We start from the raw sequence: 21,436 nt of genomic DNA, 5'->3' as shown, positions 1-21,436 counted from the left end.
GCGGGGGGGGGGGCGCGCGCGCGGGCCCCCCCCCGCCGGCCCCCCCCCGCGCCCCCCCCCGGCGGGGGGGGCGGGCGCCCCCCCCGCGCCCCCCCCCCCCCGACGGGGTGGCGGCGCGTGTGCCGGGGCCGACAGGGAAGGGGCAGGGGTATGACCCGGACAATGGCCCCGCTACGGCAATTCGTACAGCGGCGACAGGAGCCCGCCGTCACCCAGGCGCTCCGCTCCACCGCCGCCGCAGTCGTCTCGTACGTCGTCGCGCTCCAGCTCAGCAGCGAGCCGGCGCCTCTCACCGCGCCGCTCACGGCGCTGCTCGTGGTGCAGGTGACGCTCTACACCACGCTCACCACCGGGGTCCGCCGCGTCAACTCCGTTGTCGCCGGAGTCGTCATCGCGATCGGCTTCAGCGCCCTGGTGGGGCTGACCTGGTGGAGTCTGGGCCTGATCATCCTGGCCTCGCTCGTCATCGGCCGCGTGGTGAAGGCGGGCGAGTTCGTCCCGGAGGTCGCGATCAGCGCCATGCTGGTCCTGGGCGTGACCAGAGTGGCGGACACCGCGTGGGACCGGGTGCTGGAGACGCTGATCGGCGCCGCGGTCGGCCTTCTCTTCAACGTCCTGTTCGTTCCGCCCGTGTGGGTGCAGCCCGCCAGTGACGCCATCACCGACCTCGCCGCGCGCATGCGTACCCTGCTCCAGCACATCGGCGGCGAACTGGGCGGCAGCACGACGGTGGCGGAGGCGGCCGCCCGGCTGCACGAGGCGCGCCGCCTCGACAACGACATCACCCAGGTCGACGCCGCCCTCAGGCAGGCGGAGGACAGTCTGCGCCTGAATCCCCGCGTCCGCGAGGGCGCCCTCTTCAGTCTGGTGCTGCGCACCGGGCTCGACACACTGGAGATCTGCGCGGTCGTCCTGCGCGTGACCTGCCGGACCCTCACCGACCTCGCCAAGGTGCGGGTGGAGCAGCCCCTTCTGCCGCCGGCCATCAGCGGCGCCCTGCGGGACCTGTACGGCCACATGGCCATGGCCGTGGAGGCCTTCGCCGAGCTGATCACGGCGCAGGTCAGCGCCAACGCCGAGGAGGCCGAGGCCCGGCTGACCAAGGAGCTGGGCACGGCGCGCGCCAGCCGCGAGCACCTGGCGGAACTCCTGCTGGAGCAGGTCCGCGACCATCCCGGGGAATGGCAGCTGCACGGGGCGCTGCTCGCCGAAGCGGACCGGGTGCTGGACGAGCTCGGGGTCGACAAGCGATCCGAACGGCTCCTGGAGGAGCTCGACCGGCACGCCCGCGAGCAGCGGGAGCGCTTTCCGCGCCTGCACCGGATGGCCGAGCGCCTGGGCCGGGAGCCGAACCGGTTCGAGGGCGGTTCGGGTGGATAGTGGCCGCCCGCTCCGCTGCGTTCTTCGTGCGCCGAGTTTCCGGACCCGGCCGCGGAACTCGTCGCCGACGCCGGATGCACCGCGCCTGCCCGGGCGTCGCAGGCCGGAATGCCGATGGAAGGCCGCCGTGACACGCTGAAGTCGGGGGATACAGCCGGTCCCGGCCTGCCGGGCCGGCTCCGCGACCCATGGAGACCGAAAATGGCCAGTGACGCCAGCAGAGCCCACGCCAGCGACGCACACCCGAGTCCCTGGCACGCGCCCACATCCGGCACCACCGTCGTAGCCGCATCCTTCATGATCTTCGGCGGGGCGATGGCGATCTTCGAGGGGATCTCGGCCATCGCCAAGGACGACGTGTTCCTCGCGACGCGCCACTACGTGTTCGAGTTCAGCCTGGCGGGCTGGGGCTGGGTACACCTCATTCTGGGCATCGTCATCGTCCTCGCCGGCTGCGCCGTGCTCAGCGGAGCCCTGTGGGCGCGCTACTTCGGCGTCTTCGTCGCCGGACTGGGCGCGATCGCCAACTTCCTGTGGATCCCGTACTACCCCTTGTGGGCCTTGGTCCTGGTCGCCGTCAACCTCTTCGTCGTCTGGGCGCTGTGCCACGGCATGCACCGCGAAGCGGACGCGGGCCGGACCGCCTGATCCGGCCGGCGCGCTGCTCCGTACGGCAGTGCCACCGCTCGTTCCCCTTCAGGGCAGACGTGCCTGAGCCGCGCCGCGCCGCTTGCTTCGGCGGCGCAGGACGGCCGCCCCGGCGAGGCCCGCCGCGACGACGAACACGGCCGACGCGACGTAGCCCGTGTGCGTACTCGTGCGGGGGCGCTCCGGAACGGTGGCGCGAGCCGTGACGGCGCGCACCACCGCGGGGGACGCCGGAGGGGCCAGGGATCCGACCGGATCCACACGTCCCGCGGCGTCGAATCCCCAGTCCAGCAGGGACCAGGCTTCCTCGTACACCGCGTTTCCGCCGCCCCGCTGAGGGTTCATCACGGTCACCAGCAGGGTGCGTCCGCCCCGGCGGGCGGCGGCGATCAGCGTGTAGCCCGCCTGGGAGGTGTAGCCGTTCTTGACACCGACGATCCCGGGGTACCGGCCCACCCCGTCTTCGCCGGTCACCAACCGGTTGGTGTTCTCGATGCCGAACGTCCAGGTGGGACTGCCGTCGCTGTGGGTGCCGCCGGGAAAGCGGGCGTCGGCGGTCGCGGCGTACGCGGCGAAGGCGGGGTCCGCGAGGCCCGTACGGCCGAAGACCGCGAGATCGTAGGCCGAGGATGCCTGGCCGTCCGCGTCGTAGCCGTCCGGGGAGACCACGGTGGTGTCCCGTGCGCCCAATGCGCGCGCCTTGGCCTGCATCTGCGCCGCCGTGACGTCCCAGCCGCCGTTCATCTCGGCCAGTACGTGCACGGCATCGTTACCCGAGCTGAGGAAGACGCCCCGCCACAGGTCCGCCACCCGGTAGGTGTGGTCTGCGGAAACACCCACCACACTGCTCCCCTCCGCCACTTCGTCCAGCTCGGCCTCGGTGACCGTGTGCCGGCTGGAGGCGGGGAGACGGGGCAGCGCGGTGAGGGCGAAGAGGGTCTTGAGGGTGCTGGCCGGGGGCAGCGGGCGGTGTGCGTCGTGGGCCGCGAGCACCTCGCCCGTACGGACGTCCGCGACCAGCCACGACAGGGCCGAGACGTCGTCGGGCAGTTCGGGCGCCCCCTGCCGTGCCCGCACATGGGTCCCGGAGCGGTGCAACAGCGACGCGCCCACGGACGGGGCGGGTCGTGGCGGCAGCGGATCGGCTCGCGGGAGGCCCGTGGCCGTCGGTGCGAGGAGGACCGACGCTCCGACGGCGAGGGCTGCCACGCCGGAGCCGGTTCTGCGACCAGAGGATCTGATGCTCATTCAGCCAGCGTAGGAACGTATCGGGCCGCCCGCAGTGCCGGGTGAGCCGACCGTGCGGTGGGCCAGGCCCCGGTACGGCGTCATCGGGCCTTCGTGACCGCCGGAAGGAATTCGCCCGCGAGCGTGCGGTGCCACCACGTCCGGCTGCTCCGGAGCTCGCGCCGGCCGGTGAACTCGTAGCGGTAGAGGCGTGCGCGGATGCAGGCGGGCGGGGAGGTGGGGAAGGGGTTGCCGCGCAGGAGTCCGAGGGTGGCCGGGTCGTTGTCCAGGAGCTTTCCGATGAACGCTCCGAACCAGGGCGCCGCGTAGGCGGGCGAGAGGGCGGCGAACCACATGAGCCAGTCCAGGCGGAGGTGGTACGGGGCGACCTGCGGTGGGAGGCGGCGTACGTCGCCGGGTTTGCCCTTGAAGCGGTACTCCTTCCACACCGTGTCGTCGGTGATCTCCTGCTCGTCGGTGCCCTCGATCACCACTTCGTGGCGGACCCGGCCGACGGAGCCGAAGGCTCCGTAGGTGTTGACCAGGTGGAGCGGGTTGAAGGAGGCGTTCATCACCTGGTGCCGGGAGAGCAGGTTGCGGACCGGCCAGTAGCTGAGCACGGCCACGACAAGGGTGACGGCCAGCACGGTGCCCTCGTACCAGGCGGGCGGGGCGGCCTGCGCCGCGTGGCCGGGCAGCGGCAGGACCGCGGCGGCCCGCCCGCCGTCGATCGCGGTGAGGGCGAGCAGCAGGGCCAGCCAGTTGAGCCAGGCGAAGTTGCCGGATGCCACGAGCCACAGCTGCGTGACGACGATGACCCCGGCGGCCACGCTCGCGACGGGTTGCGGCGCGAACAGGGCCAGGGGGGCTCCGAGCTGGGCGAAGTGGTTCGCGGCGGTCTCCACCCGGTGCAGCGGTCTGGGCAGGTGGTGGAAGAACCAGCTGAGGGGGCTCGGCATCGGCTGGGTCTCGTGGTGGTAGTACAGGCAGGTCAGGTCGCGCCAGCACGGGTCGCCGCGCAGTTTGATCAGCCCCGCGCCGAACTCCAGACGGAACAGCAGCCAGCGCAGCATCCACAGCACCAGGACCGGGGGCCCGGTCCTGGCGTTGCCCAGGAAGATCGCCAGGAAGCCGGCTTCCAGGAGCAGCGATTCCCACATGAAGGCGTACCAGGTCTGACCGACATTGACGATCGACAGGTACAGCGCCCATACGAGTGCCCACAGGAGCATCGACGCCCACAGCGGCACGAGGTCTGCCGCGCCCGCCACCAGGGCCGCGGACAGGGCCGTGCCCGTCCAGGCGACGGTCGCGAAGAACCGGTCGGAGTAGTGGAAGTGGAAGATGCTGGGCGAGTGGCGCAGGGGTACCGCCGCCACGAACCGCGGCACCGGGAGCAGCCCCCGCTCGCCGATGAGCGCCCGGAACTGGTTGGCGGAGCTGAGGAAGGCGACGAAGTACAGGGCTGCCAGCCCGCGCTGGAAGACCAGCCTGCCCAGCCAGTACGTGTCATCGGTGAACCACTCCACAGCAGCCCTCCTGTCACGGCCCCTGCCCTCGGACCGCAGCGGTCATTCGGCGGACGCCGCCGGTCGCGCTCCAGCTGTGCAGCGGCCCGTGCGGGCCCGGTCGGGCGGCTCGCCGACCGCGACCCGGGCCGGGCGCGGGAGGTGCTGCCCGACAGGTGCTGCCCGACGCGGTAGCCGGGGCGCGGCACCGTGGTGCAGGTCGGCCGGTCGACCTCTCATCCCGTGCCTCCCCTCGCGTTGTCGTCGTCGACGATCTCCGCGTCGACGACGTCCTCGTCCGGGCCGGAGGGCCCGGCGTCGGCAGCGGGCCCGCCGCCGCCCGCGGCTCCTTGGGCGGCGGCGTACAGAGCGGTGCCGATCTTCTGCGCGGCCGCGGCCGCCTTGTCGGTCGCCGCGCGGACGGCGGTGGTGTCCTCGCCCTTGAGCTTCTCCTTCAGCTCGGCGACGGCGGCCTCGACCTCGGTCTTGAGGTCGGCCGGGATCTTGGCCGCGTTGTCCCGCAGCAGCCGCTCGGTCTGGTGGACGAGCTGTTCGGCGCTGTTGCGGGTCTCGGCGGCTTCCTTGCGGCGCCGGTCCTCCTCGGCGTGCTGCTCGGCCTCGCGGACCATCCGCTGGATGTCGTCCTTCGGCAGTGAGGAGCCGCCGGTGACGGTCATCTTCTGCTCCTTGCCCGTGCCGAGGTCCTTGGCCGTGACGTGCATGATGCCGTTCGCGTCGATGTCGAAGGAGACCTCGATCTGCGGGACGCCGCGCGGGGCCGGCGGCAGGCCGGTCAGCTCGAACATGCCGAGCTTCTTGTTGTACGCCGCGATCTCGCGCTCGCCCTGGTAGACCTGGATCTGCACGGACGGCTGGTTGTCCTCGGCCGTCGTGAAGATCTCGGAGCGCTTGGTCGGGATGGTCGTGTTGCGCTCGATCAGCTTGGTCATGATGCCGCCCTTGGTCTCGATGCCCAGGGACAGCGGGGTCACGTCGAGGAGCAGGACGTCCTTGACCTCACCCTTGAGCACACCGGCCTGGAGGGTGGCGCCCATGGCGACGACCTCGTCCGGGTTGACGCCCTTGTGCGGGTCCTTGCCGGTCAGCTCCCTGACCAGTTCGGTCACGGCGGGCATGCGCGTCGAGCCGCCCACGAGGATGACGTGGTCGATGTCCGCAAGCTTGATCTTCGCGTCCTTGATCGCGTCGTGGAACGGGCCCTTGCAGCGCTCCAACAGGTCCGCGGTCAGCTGCTCGAACCCGGTGCGCGTGAGCTTCTCGTCCAGGTGCAGCGGGCCCTCGGCGGACGCCGTGATGTACGGCAGGTTGATCGAGGTCTCCGTGGAGGAGGACAGCTCGATCTTCGCTCGCTCGGCGGCCTCGCGCAGACGCTGGACCGCCATCTTGTCCTTGGAGAGGTCGATGCCGTAGCCGTTCCGGAACTGCTGCACGAGGTGGTCGACGATCCGCTGGTCCCAGTCGTCACCGCCGAGGTGCGTGTCACCGTTGGTGGCCTTGACCTCGACCAGTCCTTCGCCGATCTCCAGGAGCGACACGTCGAAGGTGCCGCCACCGAGGTCGAAGACGAGGATCGTCTGGTCGTTCCCCTTGTCCAGCCCGTACGCCAGGGCGGCCGCGGTCGGCTCGTTGATGATCCGCAGCACCTTCAGGCCCGCGATCTCGCCCGCCTCTTTGGTCGCGGTGCGCTGGGAGTCGTTGAAATAGGCGGGAACGGTGATGACCGCGTCCGTCACGTCCTCACCGAGATAGGCCTCGGCATCGCGCTTCAGTTTCTGCAGGACCCGCGCCGAAATCTCCTGGGCCGTGTACCGCTTGCCGTCGATGCCGCCGCTTTCCGGGAAACGCCAGTCCGTTTCGCCGATGTGCCGCTTGACCGACCGCGCGGTGCGGTCGACGTTCGTCACCGCCTGCCGCTTGGCCACCTCCCCCACCAGGACCTCCCCGCCCTTGCCGAAGGCCACCACGGAAGGGGTCGTCCTGTTTCCTTCGGTGTTCGCGATGACCGAGGGCTCGCCGCCTTCCAGAACCGCGACGACGGAGTTGGTCGTACCCAGGTCGATTCCTACTGCCCGTACCATCATCCGCTCCTCTCAGGCGCGACCCCTGAGCCCTGAGCCCTGAGCCCTGAGCCCCGGAGTACAGGGTGGCGATACCACCTGTATAGCTCGCATCAATAAACTTGACAAGAGTCCGCTCAAGTCAACTGCCGGGACGCGGCGCCGCACCCCGGGCGGCCCTTCCGCCAAACCTGCCGCACCCCTTCTTCCCCCCGTTGGCCTACCCCGGTTGGCCTCTTGGGAGGAAGGGCCCTCTCATGGACTTCAGGGCCGGCGTTCACCGACCGGCCGCCGACGGCAGAAGGGCACGCCCATGTACGAGATGCGCGCCGAGTCCACCCCTGGCGGATCCGAAATGCTGTGGCACGTGATAGCCAAGATCCCGGCCACCGGCACCCTGTGCGGGTACACCCTGGCGCCGGACCTGACCGTCACCGCGCTCCTGTCCGAGGGAGTGGCGGAACGCTACTGCGTCCCCTGTATGAGCGCCTTCCGGGCGGCCATGGAGAACCGCGTGCCGCCGGGTGCGGCAGAGCCGCCCTACGCCCTGGAGTCCTGAGGGCACCGCGCGGGCGGCTGCGTGGGTGTCGCACCGAACCATCACCCTCACCTCCGGGGCCCGCGCGGACCCCGCCCTCACGACCGCCTCCCCAAAACCCCTCCCCGAATATTGTCAAGATATCCCGATAAGGGGTATATCGGTCACATAGGGCGACGCGCCGCGAACGCTCGCGGACGCGACCGCGATCACGTCGGGAAGCGCCGGCCATCCGAGAGGGGGCGAGAACGAATGATCACGGGACTTGCACTGGAGCGAGTGGAGTTCACCTGTGGCCGGTGCTGGTACGAGTGGAGCATCGACTACGACGTCCAGCAGTACACGGATGATCAGGGCGGCATCTGGGAGTACTTCTCGCGCGACGGCATCGCCGTGCCCTCCCCGTACACCCCCGCGGGAGCCACACCCTGCCCGGCGTGCGGGCGCCACTGGGTCGGCCGCCTCCTGGCCCGCAGGCTCATTCCCGCAGCGCCGGGACCGGACCACACACCACGCCTGAGGATCACCGACGCGGCCGGTCACCGGCCCGAGCGGCAGGACGCCCGGCCGCTGGGCGCCACCGCACACGCCCAGCCGCGACAGCTCGAACCACCCCCGATTCCCAGCAGCTGACGAGACCGCCATGGCCGCGGCCATGACCCGGCGGCCCGCGTACGGCCGCCGGCGGCAGGAGGAGCCATGACCCGACAGGTGCACGAGGTGATGACCGAGCGCCCGGTGGCCGTCGAGAAGCAGACGTCACTGGCGGAAGCCGCACGCGTCATGCGCGACGCCGGCATCGGGGACGTCCTGGTGGTGGACGAGGGCCGGCTGCGCGGCATCCTGACCGACCGGGACCTCGTCATCCGCGCCATCGCCGAGAGCAGGGACCCCTCCGACACCACGGTGCAGTCCGTCTGCACCAATGAGCTGGTCACCGTCCGGCCCGACGACGGCGTCGACCACGCCGTCGATCTCATGCGCCGGCACGCGCTGCGGCGCCTGCCCGTGGAGACCGAGGACGGCGTGCTGGTCGGCGTCGTGACCCTCGGCGATCTGGCGGTCGAACAGGACCCGGCTTCCGCTCTCTCCGCGATCTCCGCCGCGGAACCCGACAACTGACATGCCCGCCCTCCCGTCCGGGCGGGCGTCCGGGCGGGCGGGCGAGGGCGGGCGGAGGCCTCGGCTGCAGGCCTCGGCCGAGGTCACAGGCGCAGGACGACCAGGGCGGTGTCGTCGGTGATGCCGACGGGCGGAAGGAGGTCGGCCAGCAGTGCGTCGGCCAGGCTGTCGGGCTCCAAGGTGAGGTGTCGTACGAGGGAATCGGCGAGCCTTCGCATACCCGTGTCGATGTCTTCGCGGCGGCGTTCGATGAGTCCGTCGGTGTAGAGGACGAGGACGGAGCCCTCGGTGAACGCGGTGTCCGCCTGGGGGCGGGCAATGTGTTCGGGGCGGGCACCCAGCGGGGGGTCGGTGGCCTGGTCGAGGAAGCTCACGGTGCCGTCGGGGGCGCAGAGTGCGGGCGGGGGGTGCCCGGCGCTGCTGTAGGTGAGGGTCCGGCTGTTCCAGTCGATGAAGACGGACACGGCGGTGGTGGATTCGCCGTCTTCGACGGAGCGGGCGTACAGGCCGAGGACCTCCAGGGCCCGCGCGGGGCCGCCGGCGACGCGCGAGGCGGCCGACAGCGCGCTGCGGAGCTGGCCCATCACGCCGGCCGCGCGCAGTCCGTGGCCCACGACGTCGCCCACGGCGATGGCCGTCCGGTTCTCGTCGGGCAGGTCGACGAGGTCGTACCAGTCGCCGCACACGTTCAGGGCGCCGGTGGCGGGCCGGTACCGCACGGCGGCCTGGTGGTGGCCGAGCGGGCGGGGCGCGGGCAGCATCGCCTCTTGGAGGTGGAGGGCCACTTCGCGTTCGCGGGCGTGGGCCTGGCGCAGACGTTCGTTGACCTCCTGGAGTTCCCGGGCGCGGGTGTAGAGCTCGGCTTCGAAGACCTGGGCGCGGGCACCGCCGCCGCCCCCGCTGCCCCCGCTGCCGCGGGCACCGCGGGCTCTGATGAGTTCGGTGACTTCTTCGACGCGGTGCAGCAGCAGGGCCACGGTGCCGTCGGGGGCGAAGACGGGGACGTTGACCGGGCTCCAGTACCGTTCCTCCCACTCCCCCGGCCGGTCGGAACTCTCCACGTCGTAGCGCTGCAGGGCCATCGAATCGCGTTCGCCGGTGGCCGCCACCCGCTGCAGGGAGGCGTTCAGGTTGCGCATGCCCGTCGCGGCCGGATCGTTCGGGTTGTCGGGGAAGACGTCGAACAGATAGCGGCCGATGACCTGCTCGCGGGTGCGCCCGGACATGATCAGGAACGCCTCGTTGGCATCCTGGTACATCAGGTCGGGGGTCAGTAGCGCGACGGCCCCGGGGAGGGCTCGGAAGACCGCCTTGTAGTCGGTTTCGGGTCTGTTCACGATCCACCTGCCCGCGCGCGAGACCGTTGGCACCTGCTGCTCTCACGATAGGCGCGGGAGCCGGAACGGGCCGGTCGCGGAGGTTCGTCCGGGCCGTTCGGCCCCGCTTCGGGGGTGATCGGCCCGGCACTCCGCGTGAGAGCGTGCCTCACCGCGAAGGCCCGGCACCTGGGGTGCCGGGCCATCGGCTGGCTACCGTCCGGTCTGGCCGCCGGCCAGCGGCCACTCCTTGTTGAGGGCGCCCAGCGGGATGCGGCGCTCGAAGACCGGCGTACCGAACAGGGACAGCTGGAGGTGGAGCTGTCCGCTCAGGTCGAAACCGCCGTACAGGGCCCAGGCACCGGATACCGAGGTCTTGCCGTCGGTGGAGGCGCTCGCCTTGACGTCGGCCTCGCCACGCAGGTACGGGGCGAAGTCGGCCGAGACGCCCACTGCGCCGTAGAGGCCGACGGAGGCCTCGGCGCCGAGGGCGCCCTTGACGCGCCCGGCGGCGGTGACGCTGGCCTTGACCGGCGAGCTCTGCACGGCCGACGTGCTGACCGGGGTCCAGCCCTTGCCCGACGCGTAGCTGCCGCCGACGCGGAAGTCACCCTTGACGTCCTGCTGCACGTCCAGGGTCACGCGGCCGTCGGCCTCCACCTGGACGTAGCAGGTCAGGTCCAGATTGACGACGACGGGCACCGGGCCCACCTGGATGACGGGGGCGCTGTGCAGTTTGGCGAACGGGATCCGCTTGGGCGAGCCGGTGCTGGCCGCGGCGCGGCCCTTGAGCTCCCACTGCGAGGACCAGTCACCGCTCATGCCGAGGAAGGCGGAGTTCGGACCGATGCCGCCGCCCGAGCTGCCGTCGTACGAGAACTCCACCTTGGGGGCGAGCTGGACGAAGCCGGACACCGAGGCTCCGGCCGAGACCGGGGCACCTTCGGTGGTGTCCACCGCGGCGTTCACGTCGAGGCGCAGGTTGCCGAGGGGCAGTTCCGCCCCCTTGGGCCCGAACTTCAGGCCCTGGCCCTTCGCCCAGGAGAAGGTGACGCCCTTCATCAGGGGCTCGACGGTGACCGCCGCCGGGTCGACCGGGACCTTGCCGTCGGCCTTGTCCTCCTTGAGGACGGAGGCCAGCGTCGTGGGAGCGGTCTTCACCTCGACGCCGCGGTCGGTCTTCCCGACGACCTCGGTCACCTTCGCGAGGAGGCCGTCGGGGGCGCCGGGCGCCGGTGCGCTGGCGATGACGTCGTCCACGGCGACGGGCTGGTCGGCGACCGGCTTGCCGGGCGACGGGGAGTGGCTCGGCGAACCGGGACGCTCCTGCGGGGGCGTGGATATGACGGCCCGTCCGCTCGCCTTGTCGTAGGAAGCGACCTTCAGCGAGGACTTCTCGGGCTGGCCCTTGCCGGATCGGGCACGGGCCACGGCCGTCGGCGTGGCCGACGCCTCGGGCGCCGCGGCCACTTCGAGCTGCTGGGTGCCGTCGGTCGTCGAGGCGGACGGGGTGGGCTTTCTCGCCTCGTCGGCGGCGCTGGTGTGAGCCGTGGAAGAGCAGCCGGTGGCGGCGAGGGCCAGTGCGGTCAGGCCGGGGAGCAGGAGGCGTCGGGCGAGCGTGCGCAAGGAGGTGTGACCTTCGGATTGGGGGGGAAGTGGTGTTACCCGTAGGTAACGTCAAGGTTGATCATGCCATGGGCACGCAACGGCAGTCACCTTGAGATCCGGCCAACTCGCGCCCAGCACAAGCCGGTTGAAGTTTCACCTACCTGTGTCCGCATCGCCGGCAGCCGGCCGGAGCGGGCCGTCGGCTGCCGGCCGGCGCAGGCTGCCGGTGAACTGGACGTGCGGCCGGGCGCGGCCCGGCCCGCGTTCCGCTCCGCCCCAGGGCCCTAGCCCCTCCCCCGCCGGGGATCCGCCCGTGTGACCATGGCCCGTCAGCACATCCGCACTTCACGGGGGGACCATGCGCACCCGCACCACCACCGCCACGACCGGCCTCGCCGCCGCGCTCGCGGCGCTGCTCGTACTGGCCGGCTGCACCGCACAGGGCGAGGGCCCGCGCGGGGCGGTGACATCCGGAGCGTCCGCGCCCGCGCCAGCCCCCACGGCCGCGCAGAGCACCGGATCCGGGTCCGACTCCGGGTACCAGGGGCCCCGGCCCCAGGATCAGAACCTGCTGGCGTGGACCGGCGATCCCAACGACGCGGGACACGTCACGGCCCAGTCGTCCGCCGGGGTCGGCGGGCGGGTCACCCTGGTGCGGATCGTCCTGAAGGAGCAGATCACCTGGTCGAACATCTGGCTGGGGCTGGCCGGCATCGATCCGAACGCCCAGCTCGCCAACTGCTACCTCGGCGTGTACGACGCCTCCGGGACCCTGGTCGCGGCGACCGCGGACATCTCGCCCCAGCTGATGACCGACGCGATCGCCAAGCCACTGCCCCTCGCCAAACCGTTCACGGCCGCCCCCGGCACCTACTTCATAGCCCTGCTCCTCAACGGCAACTGGGCCACCAACGGCCTCACGCTGAAGTCCACGGGGGCCGGCATCTCGGTCAATGCCGGTCTGACGCCGCCGAAGCTCCGGTACAGCACCGTCCTGACCGGTCAGACCTCGCTGCCGGCCACCGTGAACCTCGCCGAACAGTCCACCAGCACCATCAACACCGGCTGGGCCAGCCAGTGGTACGCCGTCTCCTGAGCCGACGGGCCGGTCCGCGCCGCCCGACGGGAACCCGGTCGACGCCGCGCGAGCGGACCAGGCGGGTGTACGCGTCCGTCCGGGCGGCGGGCGTCGGGTCATGCGGCGATGCGCAGCGTGTCAGGGGCCTATTGTGAGGATCGGGGCAGGGGCGGCGGCGGGCGTGGCGGCCTGGTCCTGCCGCGCCCGTCCACGGCCTCGACCTCGACCTCGACCCAGGACGCGATCAGCCGTCGCCGAATTCCCTGGCGACGTGCTCCAGCCGGAGCCGGTGCTTCTCCCACACCGACCGGTCACCCGGCGGCATGTTGTCGCTCCCCTCGCGCAGACCGACCGTCCCGTCGATGAGCTCCCTGACGATGTCGGCGTGCCCCGCGTGCCGGTGGGTCTCGGCGATCATGTGCACCAGGATCTGGTGCAGCGTCACCTCGCTCCGCTCCTGCGGCCACCACGCCACGTGGCCCGTCGCATCGAGCGCCAGCTCCGCGATCGTGGCGTCCGAGTGCTTCCACGACCGGTGGTACAGCCCGACGATCTGTTCGCGCGACTCGTCGGCACCGGCCCACATGTCCGCGGCGGGTTCGGCGTCGTCCGCGAACCAGGGCAGCGGCTCACCGGACGGGCGCCCGAACGTCTCCCCGAAGTAGCCCAGTTCCACACTGGCGACGTGCTTGACCAGCCCCAGCAGATTCGTTCCGGTCGGCGTCAGCGGACGCCGGATGTCGTACTCCGAGAGCCCGTCGAGCTTCCACAGCAGAGCCTCGCGGGCGACTTGCAGGTAACGGAGAAGGTCGGCCTTCGGCTTCGATTCGGTCATGCCGGGCAGTCTCCCACTCGGCACTGACAACGCGGCGGGGGTCCGCGCACGTCAGACGACCGGCGGCCGGCCGAGTCGGGTCAAGCGCCACACCGTGCGCCATTTCATCGGCTTGCGGGGACCGCCCGATGTGCGCATCCCTTCCACGAATCCGGCGGTCCACGACTTCAGCCCGGACAGGGAGCCGATTCGCACCAAGGTCAGGAGCGTCCATACGCCCAGGTACACCGGCATCAGGGGGAGGGGGAGGCGGCGCTTCGCCAGCCACACACGATTGCGCGCAGTGTTGCGGAAGTACACCTCGTGCCGGGCCGGGGAGGTCTTCGGATGCTGCAGTACGAGCTCGGGTTCGTAGAGGATCTTCCATCCGGCGTCGATCGCCCGCCAGGCCAGGTCGGTCTCCTCATGACCGAAGAAGAACTGCCCCGGCCAGAGGCCGATCGCGTCGAGCATCGGCACCGAGAGGGCGTGGCCGCCCCCGAGGAAGGAGGTCACCAGCCCCCGGCGCATGGGATCGCCGGCACGCAGCCGGGGCACCCAGCGTCGCTCGGTCTCTCCGAACTCGTCGGCCACGCGGAACGACACGATCCCGAGCGCGGGGTCAGCCAGATACAGCTGCTGCACCCTGCGGAACACGTCGTCGGCAATGAGCAGCCCGTCATCGTCCAGCTCGATGATGACGTCCACGTCGCCCGACTCGCACAGAAGACTCAGCCCGACGTTGCGGCCGCCGGGACAGCCCAGGTTCTCTTCGAGCGGGATCTTTGTCACGCCGGCCGGGACGTGGGTGAGAGGAGTCGCGTTTCCCACCAGGACGACCCGCACGGGCGGCGTGTCCTGCCGCATGACGGAAGCGATCAGAGCGTCGAGCTCCCGCGGGCGCGTGCCCATCGTGACGACGACGACTCCGATGCGTGGCAACGACATTGCGGTGAGCTCCTCGTCGGTGGCGCGGTCGTCACTCACTTGTCGAGTGGCCGACGCATTTCGGTGCGGACCTTCAGTGTGGTGCGCGCGACGCTTTCCAGGACGACGGACTGCGGTGTCTGACGGACGATCTCGGGCGTGATCACTGCCACCCAGGCTGCGGTGTTCGCGTCGCCCCAGGCACACATGGGCATCGTGGACTTCACGCCTTCATCGGTCACCACCAGGACCTGGCAGCGCACGGCCATCTCCGCACCGGCAGGGCGGACGTCCTTGGCCGGCACGGCGGTGGCGACGCCCTCCTCTTTGGTGGCCCCGGAGAGGAGCCCGTCCCGGGAGACATCGGTGTCCTTGAACTGGCCGTACAACCCGGTGACCGTGAGCGTCGTCCCGGCGGCAGAGGCGCCCTCGTACTGGGCGATCACGGGCTGGGAGTTGCGCGCGCCCCGGGCCTCGCGCGCCCGCTCCGAAGCCGCTTCCTCCTTCGCCTCCGCCGACTCGTCCGACTGCAGTTCGTACTGGCCGTCCAGCAGCGTCTTCGGGACCGTCAGCTTGTACTCGGCGGCGGGGAAGGACCCCGTGCCGGATGCGCCCGCGAGGCTTCGGGCTCCCGCTCCGACCCCTCCGAGGACCACCAGCGCGGCGACGACTATGCCCACCACGAGTCCGGTGCGGTTGCGGCGCGGCGGGGGCATCACCGGGTACGGGGCCGGATACGGCTGCGGATACGAATGCGGATGCGGATGCGGATGCGGATGCGGATACTGCGGCGGCTGACCATACGCGCCGGGCGAGCCCGGGACCGGCCCGTACGGCTGCTGCTGAGGCGGGAATTGCTGCCCGCCCCCCTGCGGAGGGAACGGCGGTCCGTACGGCGGCTGCGGAGTGGTCATGACGGCAAGTTACCAGTCCCGGAGGGGGCGACCGAATGCCGGGAGCGGCGAACGCCCGGCAAAGACACCTTTCTTGGTTCCATTCAGCACAGCGGCAGAATCGGTCCACTCAACCGAGGGGAATTCAAAGCACGCACGAAGGGAAGCTCTGTCCGGAGCCGCCGCAAACTCCCTGATCACGGCCATGGTTCTGCTGCAGGCCGGTCCCAGCCGGGGGGCGCCCGGCCGACGCGGTCGATTCGGAACCGCAGGAATTGCCCGGGCACGGATGCGAAGCCCCACGGCGGACACGCCACCGCGAAGACGTGCGACTGCACCGACCATCCGGGCGTCCGATGGAAGGGGAATTCGGACGGAACGATTCAGAGCGTCGGCAAAAGCCTGTGCACGGACCTTTATTCCCATGCCTAATTCACCGCGGTCACCCAGTACCGGTGCGTGCGGCGGCCGCGTCGACGTCGTCCTGGTTCGGAACGTCTCGAGGTCTGGGGCGAAGATGCGCCACCGCCCCTGCCCGGGAGCCGCGGCACACAAGGTCACCGGCCCTGTGGCCCACGGCAGAATGGCGGTCCAGGTCTTGCGCAGGGGGCACGAGGCCGGAGGACTTCACGGGGGTGCGTCGGTGGAACTCGGCTCGGTGCTCATCGCGGTGGCAGGCGTCGCAGGAACCCTCGGAGGAGCGCTGCTCACCCAGCGCGGCCTCGAACGGGCGAAACGCCGGGAGATAGAGCTGGTTCGCGGCCATGAAGAGGTCCGCGAGAGCCGTTCGCGCCGACGCGCCTGCTACGTGGAACTCAACCGTGATGCACGGCAGTTCACCACCGCACTCAACCGCCACTTGCACGTGCTCGGAGAACGCCGCGTGGAGGAGTCCGACAGCCGGGCACTCGAAGAGGCGAAGAACGCCCACCGCGATCGGTATTCCGAGGCGCAGATGACCGCTTCCGACGACGTACTCATGCGGGCGAGCATCGTCAACCAGGCCCTGACCACGGTCTACGGCCAGGTCAAACGCCTCGAACGCGGTGCCCCCGGACCCGGCGAGACGAGGGAGACCGCAGCCCGTGCCCAGCACGAGGTCTGGGACTTCCTCCGAGCCATGAGAGCCGCCATGCGTCACGACCTCGGTCTGTCGGACGAGGCTGAGAGCCGGCGGGCGGATCCGCGAGCAGCGTCGCCAGATGGTCGGTGAACTCGATGAGCCCGTCCCGCCGTGGCTCGCGGCGGGCGACACGGAATCCGTGGCGACGGCCCCGGAACGACGCCCGGACGGCAAGGAACCGGGTCCGGCGCAGGGTGCGTTCGCGATCGAGTTCCACGGCCCGGACGAGGACGTCCGGTGTGCGGTGGACGGCCCTGCGCAGGTCGTCCGCTTCGAGGAGCACCAACGCGCACGACGCGAGCAGGTGCCGCCGGCTCAGCCCGACGACGGCCCCGGGCGGGCGCCGGAGGCGAACGCGAGGATGTCGCGAACCGCTGCGCGCAGGCTTCCGAAGTGACGGTGCACACCGTCCACGGCCACGGGTGCGTTGACCCCCCACACGGTCATTCCCGCACGCAGCCCGGACCGCACGCCGGAAGGGGCGTCCTCGATGACGAGACAGTCCTTCGGGTCGGCGCCGAGTCTCGCCGCGGCGTGCAGGTAGGGCACCGGCGACGGCTTGCCCTCCTCGACGGCGGCGGCGTCCACGAGGACCTCCGGGAGCGGCAGGCCGGTCCGGGCGAAGCGGCCGCGCACCCGATGCTCGTAGTTCGACGTCACCAGCGCCCAGCGGCCCTGCGGCAGCGCGGCCAGCAGTTCCGCGGCGCCGTCGAAGGCCCCGTAGACACCGGACCGGACGTCCTCGTCCTCCAGCTCGTGCAGTGCGGCCAGGCACTCCCGCGGGTCCCGGTCGGCGGCGACGTGCGCGAAGGTCTCCACCGGCCTGGTCCGCAAAGCCACCCGGTAGACCTCGTCGGGATCCAGCCCGTACCGCTGCGCCCACGTCCGCCAGACCCGGCGCTGGTTGTCGACGGCATCGATCAACGTGCCGTCGACATCGAAGAGGACGTACTTCACGGCTCCGGGCCGTGACGGTTCACTGATCACGCCTTGATCATGTCAGCCGGCGACTGGACACCGTCGGCCGGACTCCACGGATGTCCCTGCGCGCGGGCTTCGTCCTTCTGGCTGACATGTCCTGGTCCGCCGTGCAGAATCGGGGGAACGGACGTCGGGGGGCGCTGATGGGTCGGGCACTGCGCGTGGGGATACCCGTGATTCTGGCGGGTCTGGCCCTGTGGTACGCCTCGTACTACACCACGATCGTGGTCTGGGAGCTGCGGAAGATCGTGTCGTGGCTGGCCGTGCCGTTGCTGTTCGCTGCGCTCGTCGCACTGCCGTGGCTGGTCGTGAAGCGGCTGCGGCGGCGCAAGGAGCAGGGCTCGGGCGGGTCGGACGCGGCCGTGGCCTTCGGATGCCTGGGCGCCGTCGTCGGGTTGGGGCTCGCCGTCTCGTGGCTGGTCTACGGCGCGTACCTGCAGGACCGCGCGTACATGGACGACGTGCGGATCGTGTCCGAGCCGCTGGCCGAGCTGACGGCCCGGGCGCCCTACGTGGTCGGCAAGGCGCAGGCCGCTCCGCACCTGGGCGACGTGACCGGCGAGATCTCGGACATCACCTACCTGCCCGACTCCGACAGGTTCGCCACTCTGGTCGAACGGCGCGGCTGGCTGGCCGGTTACGAAGTCGGCCTCGTGCAGGACATCCCGCTGGGCGGCAACAGCCGCAGCCAGCAGCGCTGCGCGTTCGACGTGGACGTGGCGGACGCGCGGATCGGGGGCTGGTTCGGCCACAACCTGGGCCGGAAGATCTCGGCCGAGGAGCGCTGGGTCCGGTTCGATGCCGACGACGCCTACGTGACCTGCTCGGGCGGCGCACCGGTCGTGGTCGTGCCCCTCAAGCGCCAGACCGGGATCCTGGTGGTGACCGAACGGCCCGCCGGACTCGCGCTCTACGACGGGCGGACCGGGAAGCTCGCGATCACCACCGACACGACCGCGGTACCCGGCCCGTCCTATCCGCTGAGCCTCGCGGCCCGTCAGCGGGAAGCCACCGCCGCGGTCGGCAGCTTCGCCGACTGGTGGTTCGAGCGCAGCGGCTGGGACGCTTCCGAGGACGGCGCCAATGCCGGCAACGAGTCGGAGTTCACCCTGCAGTATCGCGACGGGTCCGGGAGCAGCGCGTACGTCACCCCGCTCACGCCGCAGGGGGAGGCCAGCTCGGTCGTGGCCGTGTCGACGGTGCCGACCCGCCATCGGGGCGGCGGCCTCGCCCCGCTGACCGTCCACCGCCTCGATCCGACGTGGTCGTCACCGAAGGCACTCGTCGCGCTGATCAAGGCCGAGTACCGGGACGTCTGCTGCTACAACGACGACATGGTGTTCGAGGTCGTGCCCACCGGCGGCAGCACCTGGACGGCCACCATCGGCAGCGAGCAGAACATCCGGTACCGGGTGGAGGGCAGGGGTCAGGTCGGCGGCCGTGAGGCGACCTGTCTGAAGGCGGCTGACGGAGCGCTCATCCGGTGTGCGTACGCGGTGCCCGGATCACCGGAGGAACAGGAGCTCAAACGCCAGGAGGAGCAGAAGAAGCAGGGCGAGGGCGGGAAGGCCGCCGGTGACGTCGGCGATCTCGGTGCCTACAGCGCCGCGGAACTCGCCGAACTGCAGCGCCGCGTGTCGGAGGAGGTCGGCCGTCGGCTGAAGGGCGGGTAGTTCCTCGGTCGGCCGCGGGCGTGCTTGCCTGAGCGTCCCGCCGCCCCCGGCGTCTCCCGGAGCGGCCCGGCGCGCGCCCGGCCCGGTGCGTCCCGGCCCGGTGGAGGCGGAACCTGCCCGGAAAAAGGCATGCCCCCGTCGGCCACACCGACTCTACCTAGCGGTAACTTGCTCGTGGCCCAGGAGAGTCGGCGGAGGGAGCAGGCACGTGGCGGACCATGACCTGACCGGTTTCACACAGAGCACGTTCACCCATGACGGCGCCGGCCGGCGGGTGCTGCGCCGGGGCACGGGACCCGCCGTGATCATCATGGCGGAGATCCCGGGCATCACCCCGAAGGTGATCGAGTTCGCCGAACACGTGGCCGCGGCCGGCTGCACGGCCGTACTCCCCGTGCTCTTCGGCACGCCCGGCCGTGACGCGGACCCCACCTCCCGCGGCTGGCCGGGTGTCGGCCGCACCATGGCGTCGGCGCTGTGGCAGGTGTGCGTGAGCAGGGAGTTCACGCTGCTGGCCACGGGGCGGAGTTCGGGTGTCGTGCGGTGGCTGCGCGCCCTGGCCGCCGCCGAGCACGAACGCTGCGGCGGTCCCGGAGTCGGCGCCGTCGGCATGTGCCTGACCGGTGGTTTCGCCCTGGCCATGGCGACGGACGAGCGCCTCGTCGCCCCGGTCCTGTCCCAGCCCTCCCTACCGCTGGCCTGCACCAAGAGCCGCGCGGGCACCATCGACATCACCCCCGGGGAACTCGCCGTCGTCCGCCGGCGCTGCGAGCGCGAGGGGCTCCAGGTGCTGGGGCTGCGGTTCCGGGGGGACCGGCTGGTACCCGGTGACCGGTTCGCGTACCTACGGCGCGAGCTCGGCGACGCGTTCGTCGCCGTCGAGCTGGACGACAGCGCCGCGAACCCCGCGAGCGCCCTGCCGCCGCACTCCGTCCTGACGGAACACCTGGTCGACGAGCCCGGCCAGCCCACGCGGCAGGCGCTGGACACGGTCCTCGACCTGTTCCGCACCCGGCTGCTCGGGGAGGAGGAGCGGCCCGCCACGACCGGCTGACGCACGCACGCGACGAGGCGCTGCGGGCAGCCGTCGCCGGCCCACCGCACCCGCTCCGGCAGCGCGTTCCCGAGGCGGCCGGCCGCGTGGTGGCGACCGGCGCCCGGGGCGAACCGCCGGCCGCGCTCCCGCTCCTGCTCTCGCCACTGCGGAGCGCCCGGTGAACTCCCCCGGTAGCGTCGGCCCCATGCGCTATCACCACGTGGACGTGTTCACGGACCGCCCTTACAGCGGCAACAGCCTCGCGGTGTTCCCCGCCGCCGACGCGCTGACCGGCGCCCAGATGCAGAGCGTCACCCGGGAACTGCGCCACTTCGAGTCCGTCTTCCTGCTCCGCGACGGCGCGGGGGTCCGCAACCGGCGGGCGCGGGTCTTCGACCTCACCGGGGAGCTGGACTTCGCCGGCCACCCCCTCATCGGCGCCGCCGCCGTACTGCACGCCCTCCACGGCGCCGCGGACCACGAGGCCTGGACCCTGCGCCTGCCGGCCCGGACGGTGGAGGTCGCCACCGAACGCCGCGGCCCGGGCCGGTACGCGAGCCTCCTCGACCAGGGCGCCGCCGAGTTCCTGGGCCGCACCGACCCGCACGACGTCGAGGCCCTCGCCGCGCTGGCCGCCCTCTTCGGCCTCGAACCGTCCGATCTGGATCCCGTCCTGCCCCCGGAAGTCCTCTCCACCGGCCTGCGCTACCTCGTGCTCCCCGTCCGCGGAGATGCCCTCGCCCGGGCCCGCGTCCTCGCATCGCTCGACGCTCCGCTGGCGCGCCTCGGCGCCCAGTTCGCCTACCTGCTCGACGCCGCCGCGCTGGAGGGACGGCATTGGGACAACGACGGCGTTCTCGAAGACGTCGCCACCGGCAGCGGCGCGGGCTGCGCCGCGGCCTATCTGCGCCGCCACGGCCGCGTCGGCTCGGGCGAGCGGTCCGTCCTGCGCCAGGGTCGCTTCACCGGGCGCCCCAGCGAGATGACCGTGAGCGCGGAGGGCCACGGTCAGGACATCCGGTCCGTGCGTGTCGGGGGCGGCGTCGCCTTCGTTGCGGAGGGTGCCCTCCACGAGCTCCCGCCGGCGCAGCCGTGATCCGGGGTCCCGGGGCGGGTTCGGCGCCGCGATGTGCCTGCTCCTCCCGGGCCGCGCGCGGCAGCCCCGGGAGCACTCGGACGTCCCCCGGTACCGCCCGGATCACGTGCCGGGCGTCGTGCGCCATGGCCGGGTTCGCCTTCCGGTAGTACGGCAGTGCGACCAGCGCCTGCGAGAGCGTCCGCGCCCGGCCGCGGTTCCTGGTCGCGTCGTCCACGCCGAGCGCCTCGCGGAAGACCTCGCGCGCGTCGGCCGGCAGCAGGTTCCAGGCGGGGAACGAAGGAGCCCGCCGCCCGGCGTACGAACAGCCACAGCGTGCCGAACTCCTCGGCCTCGGCGAACAGCAGGGGCACATGGGCGTAGGAGAGCTCGATACGGTCGCGCGGCGTC

The 21,436-nt window shown here is 71.6% G+C and carries 19 protein-coding genes and 1 pseudogene; 10 read left to right on the top strand and 10 right to left on the bottom strand.

Annotated elements, in window-relative coordinates; genetic code table 11:
• The first annotated feature begins 150 nt into the window (after nucleotides 1-150).
• Both ACFCZ1_RS08710 and ACFCZ1_RS08705 read left to right on the top strand, forming a co-directional pair.
• Nucleotides 151-1,380, top strand: a complete 1,230-nt coding sequence (locus tag ACFCZ1_RS08710; RefSeq protein WP_376677661.1) for an aromatic acid exporter family protein — start codon at nucleotides 151-153, stop codon at nucleotides 1,378-1,380.
• Nucleotides 1,381-1,581: 201 nt separating this feature from the next.
• Entirely contained in the window at nucleotides 1,582-2,028 is a 447-nt protein-coding gene (locus ACFCZ1_RS08705) for a hypothetical protein (RefSeq protein WP_376677660.1), read from the top strand.
• A 48-nt stretch (nucleotides 2,029-2,076) separates the two neighbouring features.
• Here the strand turns inward: ACFCZ1_RS08705 and ACFCZ1_RS08700 are convergent, their stop codons facing one another.
• The 3 genes from ACFCZ1_RS08700 to dnaK form a co-directional block, all read right to left on the bottom strand.
• The gene (locus ACFCZ1_RS08700) at nucleotides 2,077-3,276 is read right to left on the bottom strand and encodes a D-alanyl-D-alanine carboxypeptidase family protein (RefSeq protein WP_376677659.1); all 1,200 of its coding nucleotides are present in this window, start codon (nucleotides 3,274-3,276) and stop codon (nucleotides 2,077-2,079) included.
• Nucleotides 3,277-3,356: 80 nt separating this feature from the next.
• Nucleotides 3,357-4,784 (bottom strand): lipase maturation factor family protein, encoded by a 1,428-nt coding sequence (locus ACFCZ1_RS08695; RefSeq protein WP_376677658.1) that lies wholly within the window; start codon nucleotides 4,782-4,784, stop codon nucleotides 3,357-3,359.
• A gap of 215 nt (nucleotides 4,785-4,999) precedes the next feature.
• The gene (gene dnaK / locus ACFCZ1_RS08690) at nucleotides 5,000-6,862 is read right to left on the bottom strand and encodes a molecular chaperone DnaK (RefSeq protein ID WP_376677657.1); all 1,863 of its coding nucleotides are present in this window, start codon (nucleotides 6,860-6,862) and stop codon (nucleotides 5,000-5,002) included.
• A 292-nt stretch (nucleotides 6,863-7,154) separates the two neighbouring features.
• On the opposite strand from dnaK, the gene ACFCZ1_RS08685 reads away from it, so the two are divergent.
• From ACFCZ1_RS08685 to ACFCZ1_RS08675, 3 genes are all read left to right on the top strand, one after another.
• Nucleotides 7,155-7,400, top strand: a complete 246-nt coding sequence (locus ACFCZ1_RS08685) for a hypothetical protein (protein ID WP_376677656.1) — start codon at nucleotides 7,155-7,157, stop codon at nucleotides 7,398-7,400.
• 231 nt (nucleotides 7,401-7,631) lie between these two features.
• A complete protein-coding gene (locus ACFCZ1_RS08680) occupies nucleotides 7,632-8,012 on the top strand; it encodes a hypothetical protein (protein ID WP_376677655.1) in 381 nt (126 codons plus the stop codon).
• Nucleotides 8,013-8,078: 66 nt separating this feature from the next.
• Nucleotides 8,079-8,501 carry a CBS domain-containing protein gene (locus ACFCZ1_RS08675; protein ID WP_376677654.1) on the top strand — a complete coding sequence of 141 codons (423 nt, stop codon included), beginning with the start codon at nucleotides 8,079-8,081 and terminating at the stop codon, nucleotides 8,499-8,501.
• A gap of 83 nt (nucleotides 8,502-8,584) precedes the next feature.
• Here ACFCZ1_RS08675 and ACFCZ1_RS08670 read toward each other — a convergent pair whose 3' ends face one another.
• Together ACFCZ1_RS08670 and ACFCZ1_RS08665 are read right to left on the bottom strand one after the other, a co-directional pair.
• Complete coding sequence (locus ACFCZ1_RS08670) at nucleotides 8,585-9,838, bottom strand: PP2C family protein-serine/threonine phosphatase (RefSeq protein WP_376677653.1); 1,254 nt, start codon at nucleotides 9,836-9,838, stop codon at nucleotides 8,585-8,587.
• Between the two features lie 192 nt (nucleotides 9,839-10,030).
• Nucleotides 10,031-11,443, bottom strand: coding sequence for a hypothetical protein (locus ACFCZ1_RS08665; RefSeq protein WP_376677652.1), 1,413 nt, complete (start codon nucleotides 11,441-11,443; stop codon nucleotides 10,031-10,033).
• A 340-nt stretch (nucleotides 11,444-11,783) separates the two neighbouring features.
• On the opposite strand from ACFCZ1_RS08665, the gene ACFCZ1_RS08660 reads away from it, so the two are divergent.
• Complete coding sequence (locus tag ACFCZ1_RS08660; protein ID WP_376677651.1) at nucleotides 11,784-12,521, top strand: hypothetical protein; 738 nt, start codon at nucleotides 11,784-11,786, stop codon at nucleotides 12,519-12,521.
• A gap of 226 nt (nucleotides 12,522-12,747) precedes the next feature.
• Here the strand turns inward: ACFCZ1_RS08660 and ACFCZ1_RS08655 are convergent, their stop codons facing one another.
• From ACFCZ1_RS08655 to ACFCZ1_RS08645, 3 genes are read right to left on the bottom strand one after another with little or no spacing between them, the layout of a single operon-like run.
• The gene (locus ACFCZ1_RS08655) at nucleotides 12,748-13,338 is read right to left on the bottom strand and encodes a DinB family protein (protein WP_376677650.1); all 591 of its coding nucleotides are present in this window, start codon (nucleotides 13,336-13,338) and stop codon (nucleotides 12,748-12,750) included.
• A gap of 51 nt (nucleotides 13,339-13,389) precedes the next feature.
• Nucleotides 13,390-14,265, bottom strand: a complete 876-nt coding sequence (locus ACFCZ1_RS08650) for a glycosyltransferase family 2 protein (RefSeq protein WP_376677712.1) — start codon at nucleotides 14,263-14,265, stop codon at nucleotides 13,390-13,392.
• A gap of 35 nt (nucleotides 14,266-14,300) precedes the next feature.
• On the bottom strand, nucleotides 14,301-14,960 hold the full coding sequence (locus ACFCZ1_RS08645; protein ID WP_376677649.1) for a hypothetical protein: 660 nt from the start codon (nucleotides 14,958-14,960) through the stop codon (nucleotides 14,301-14,303).
• An 820-nt stretch (nucleotides 14,961-15,780) separates the two neighbouring features.
• Between ACFCZ1_RS08645 and ACFCZ1_RS08640 the strand changes: the two genes are divergently transcribed.
• Complete coding sequence (locus ACFCZ1_RS08640; protein ID WP_376677648.1) at nucleotides 15,781-16,350, top strand: hypothetical protein; 570 nt, start codon at nucleotides 15,781-15,783, stop codon at nucleotides 16,348-16,350.
• Between the two features lie 225 nt (nucleotides 16,351-16,575).
• Here ACFCZ1_RS08640 and ACFCZ1_RS08635 read toward each other — a convergent pair whose 3' ends face one another.
• The gene (locus tag ACFCZ1_RS08635; RefSeq protein ID WP_376677647.1) at nucleotides 16,576-17,247 is read right to left on the bottom strand and encodes an HAD family hydrolase; all 672 of its coding nucleotides are present in this window, start codon (nucleotides 17,245-17,247) and stop codon (nucleotides 16,576-16,578) included.
• A gap of 167 nt (nucleotides 17,248-17,414) precedes the next feature.
• On the opposite strand from ACFCZ1_RS08635, the gene ACFCZ1_RS08630 reads away from it, so the two are divergent.
• The 3 genes from ACFCZ1_RS08630 to ACFCZ1_RS08620 all read left to right on the top strand — a co-directional run bounded on the left by ACFCZ1_RS08630 (nucleotide 17,415) and on the right by ACFCZ1_RS08620 (nucleotide 21,046).
• Entirely contained in the window at nucleotides 17,415-18,914 is a 1,500-nt protein-coding gene (locus tag ACFCZ1_RS08630) for a hypothetical protein (RefSeq protein ID WP_376677646.1), read from the top strand.
• A gap of 208 nt (nucleotides 18,915-19,122) precedes the next feature.
• Entirely contained in the window at nucleotides 19,123-19,968 is an 846-nt protein-coding gene (locus tag ACFCZ1_RS08625; protein ID WP_376677645.1) for a dienelactone hydrolase family protein, read from the top strand.
• 187 nt (nucleotides 19,969-20,155) lie between these two features.
• Nucleotides 20,156-21,046 carry a PhzF family phenazine biosynthesis protein gene (locus ACFCZ1_RS08620; RefSeq protein ID WP_376677644.1) on the top strand — a complete coding sequence of 297 codons (891 nt, stop codon included), beginning with the start codon at nucleotides 20,156-20,158 and terminating at the stop codon, nucleotides 21,044-21,046.
• Between the two features lie 85 nt (nucleotides 21,047-21,131).
• Here ACFCZ1_RS08620 and ACFCZ1_RS08615 read toward each other — a convergent pair.
• Nucleotides 21,132-21,329 (bottom strand): annotated as a pseudogene (locus ACFCZ1_RS08615) (phosphotransferase); the annotation flags it as partial.
• Between the last annotated feature and the right edge of the window lie 107 nt (nucleotides 21,330-21,436).

This window comes from Streptomyces sp. NPDC056224, from assembly GCF_042267665.1.
GTDB lineage: Bacteria > Actinomycetota > Actinomycetes > Streptomycetales > Streptomycetaceae > Streptomyces.
The sequence above is the reverse complement of the archived record's forward strand: the minus strand, read 5'-3'. Positions and strand labels throughout refer to the sequence as shown.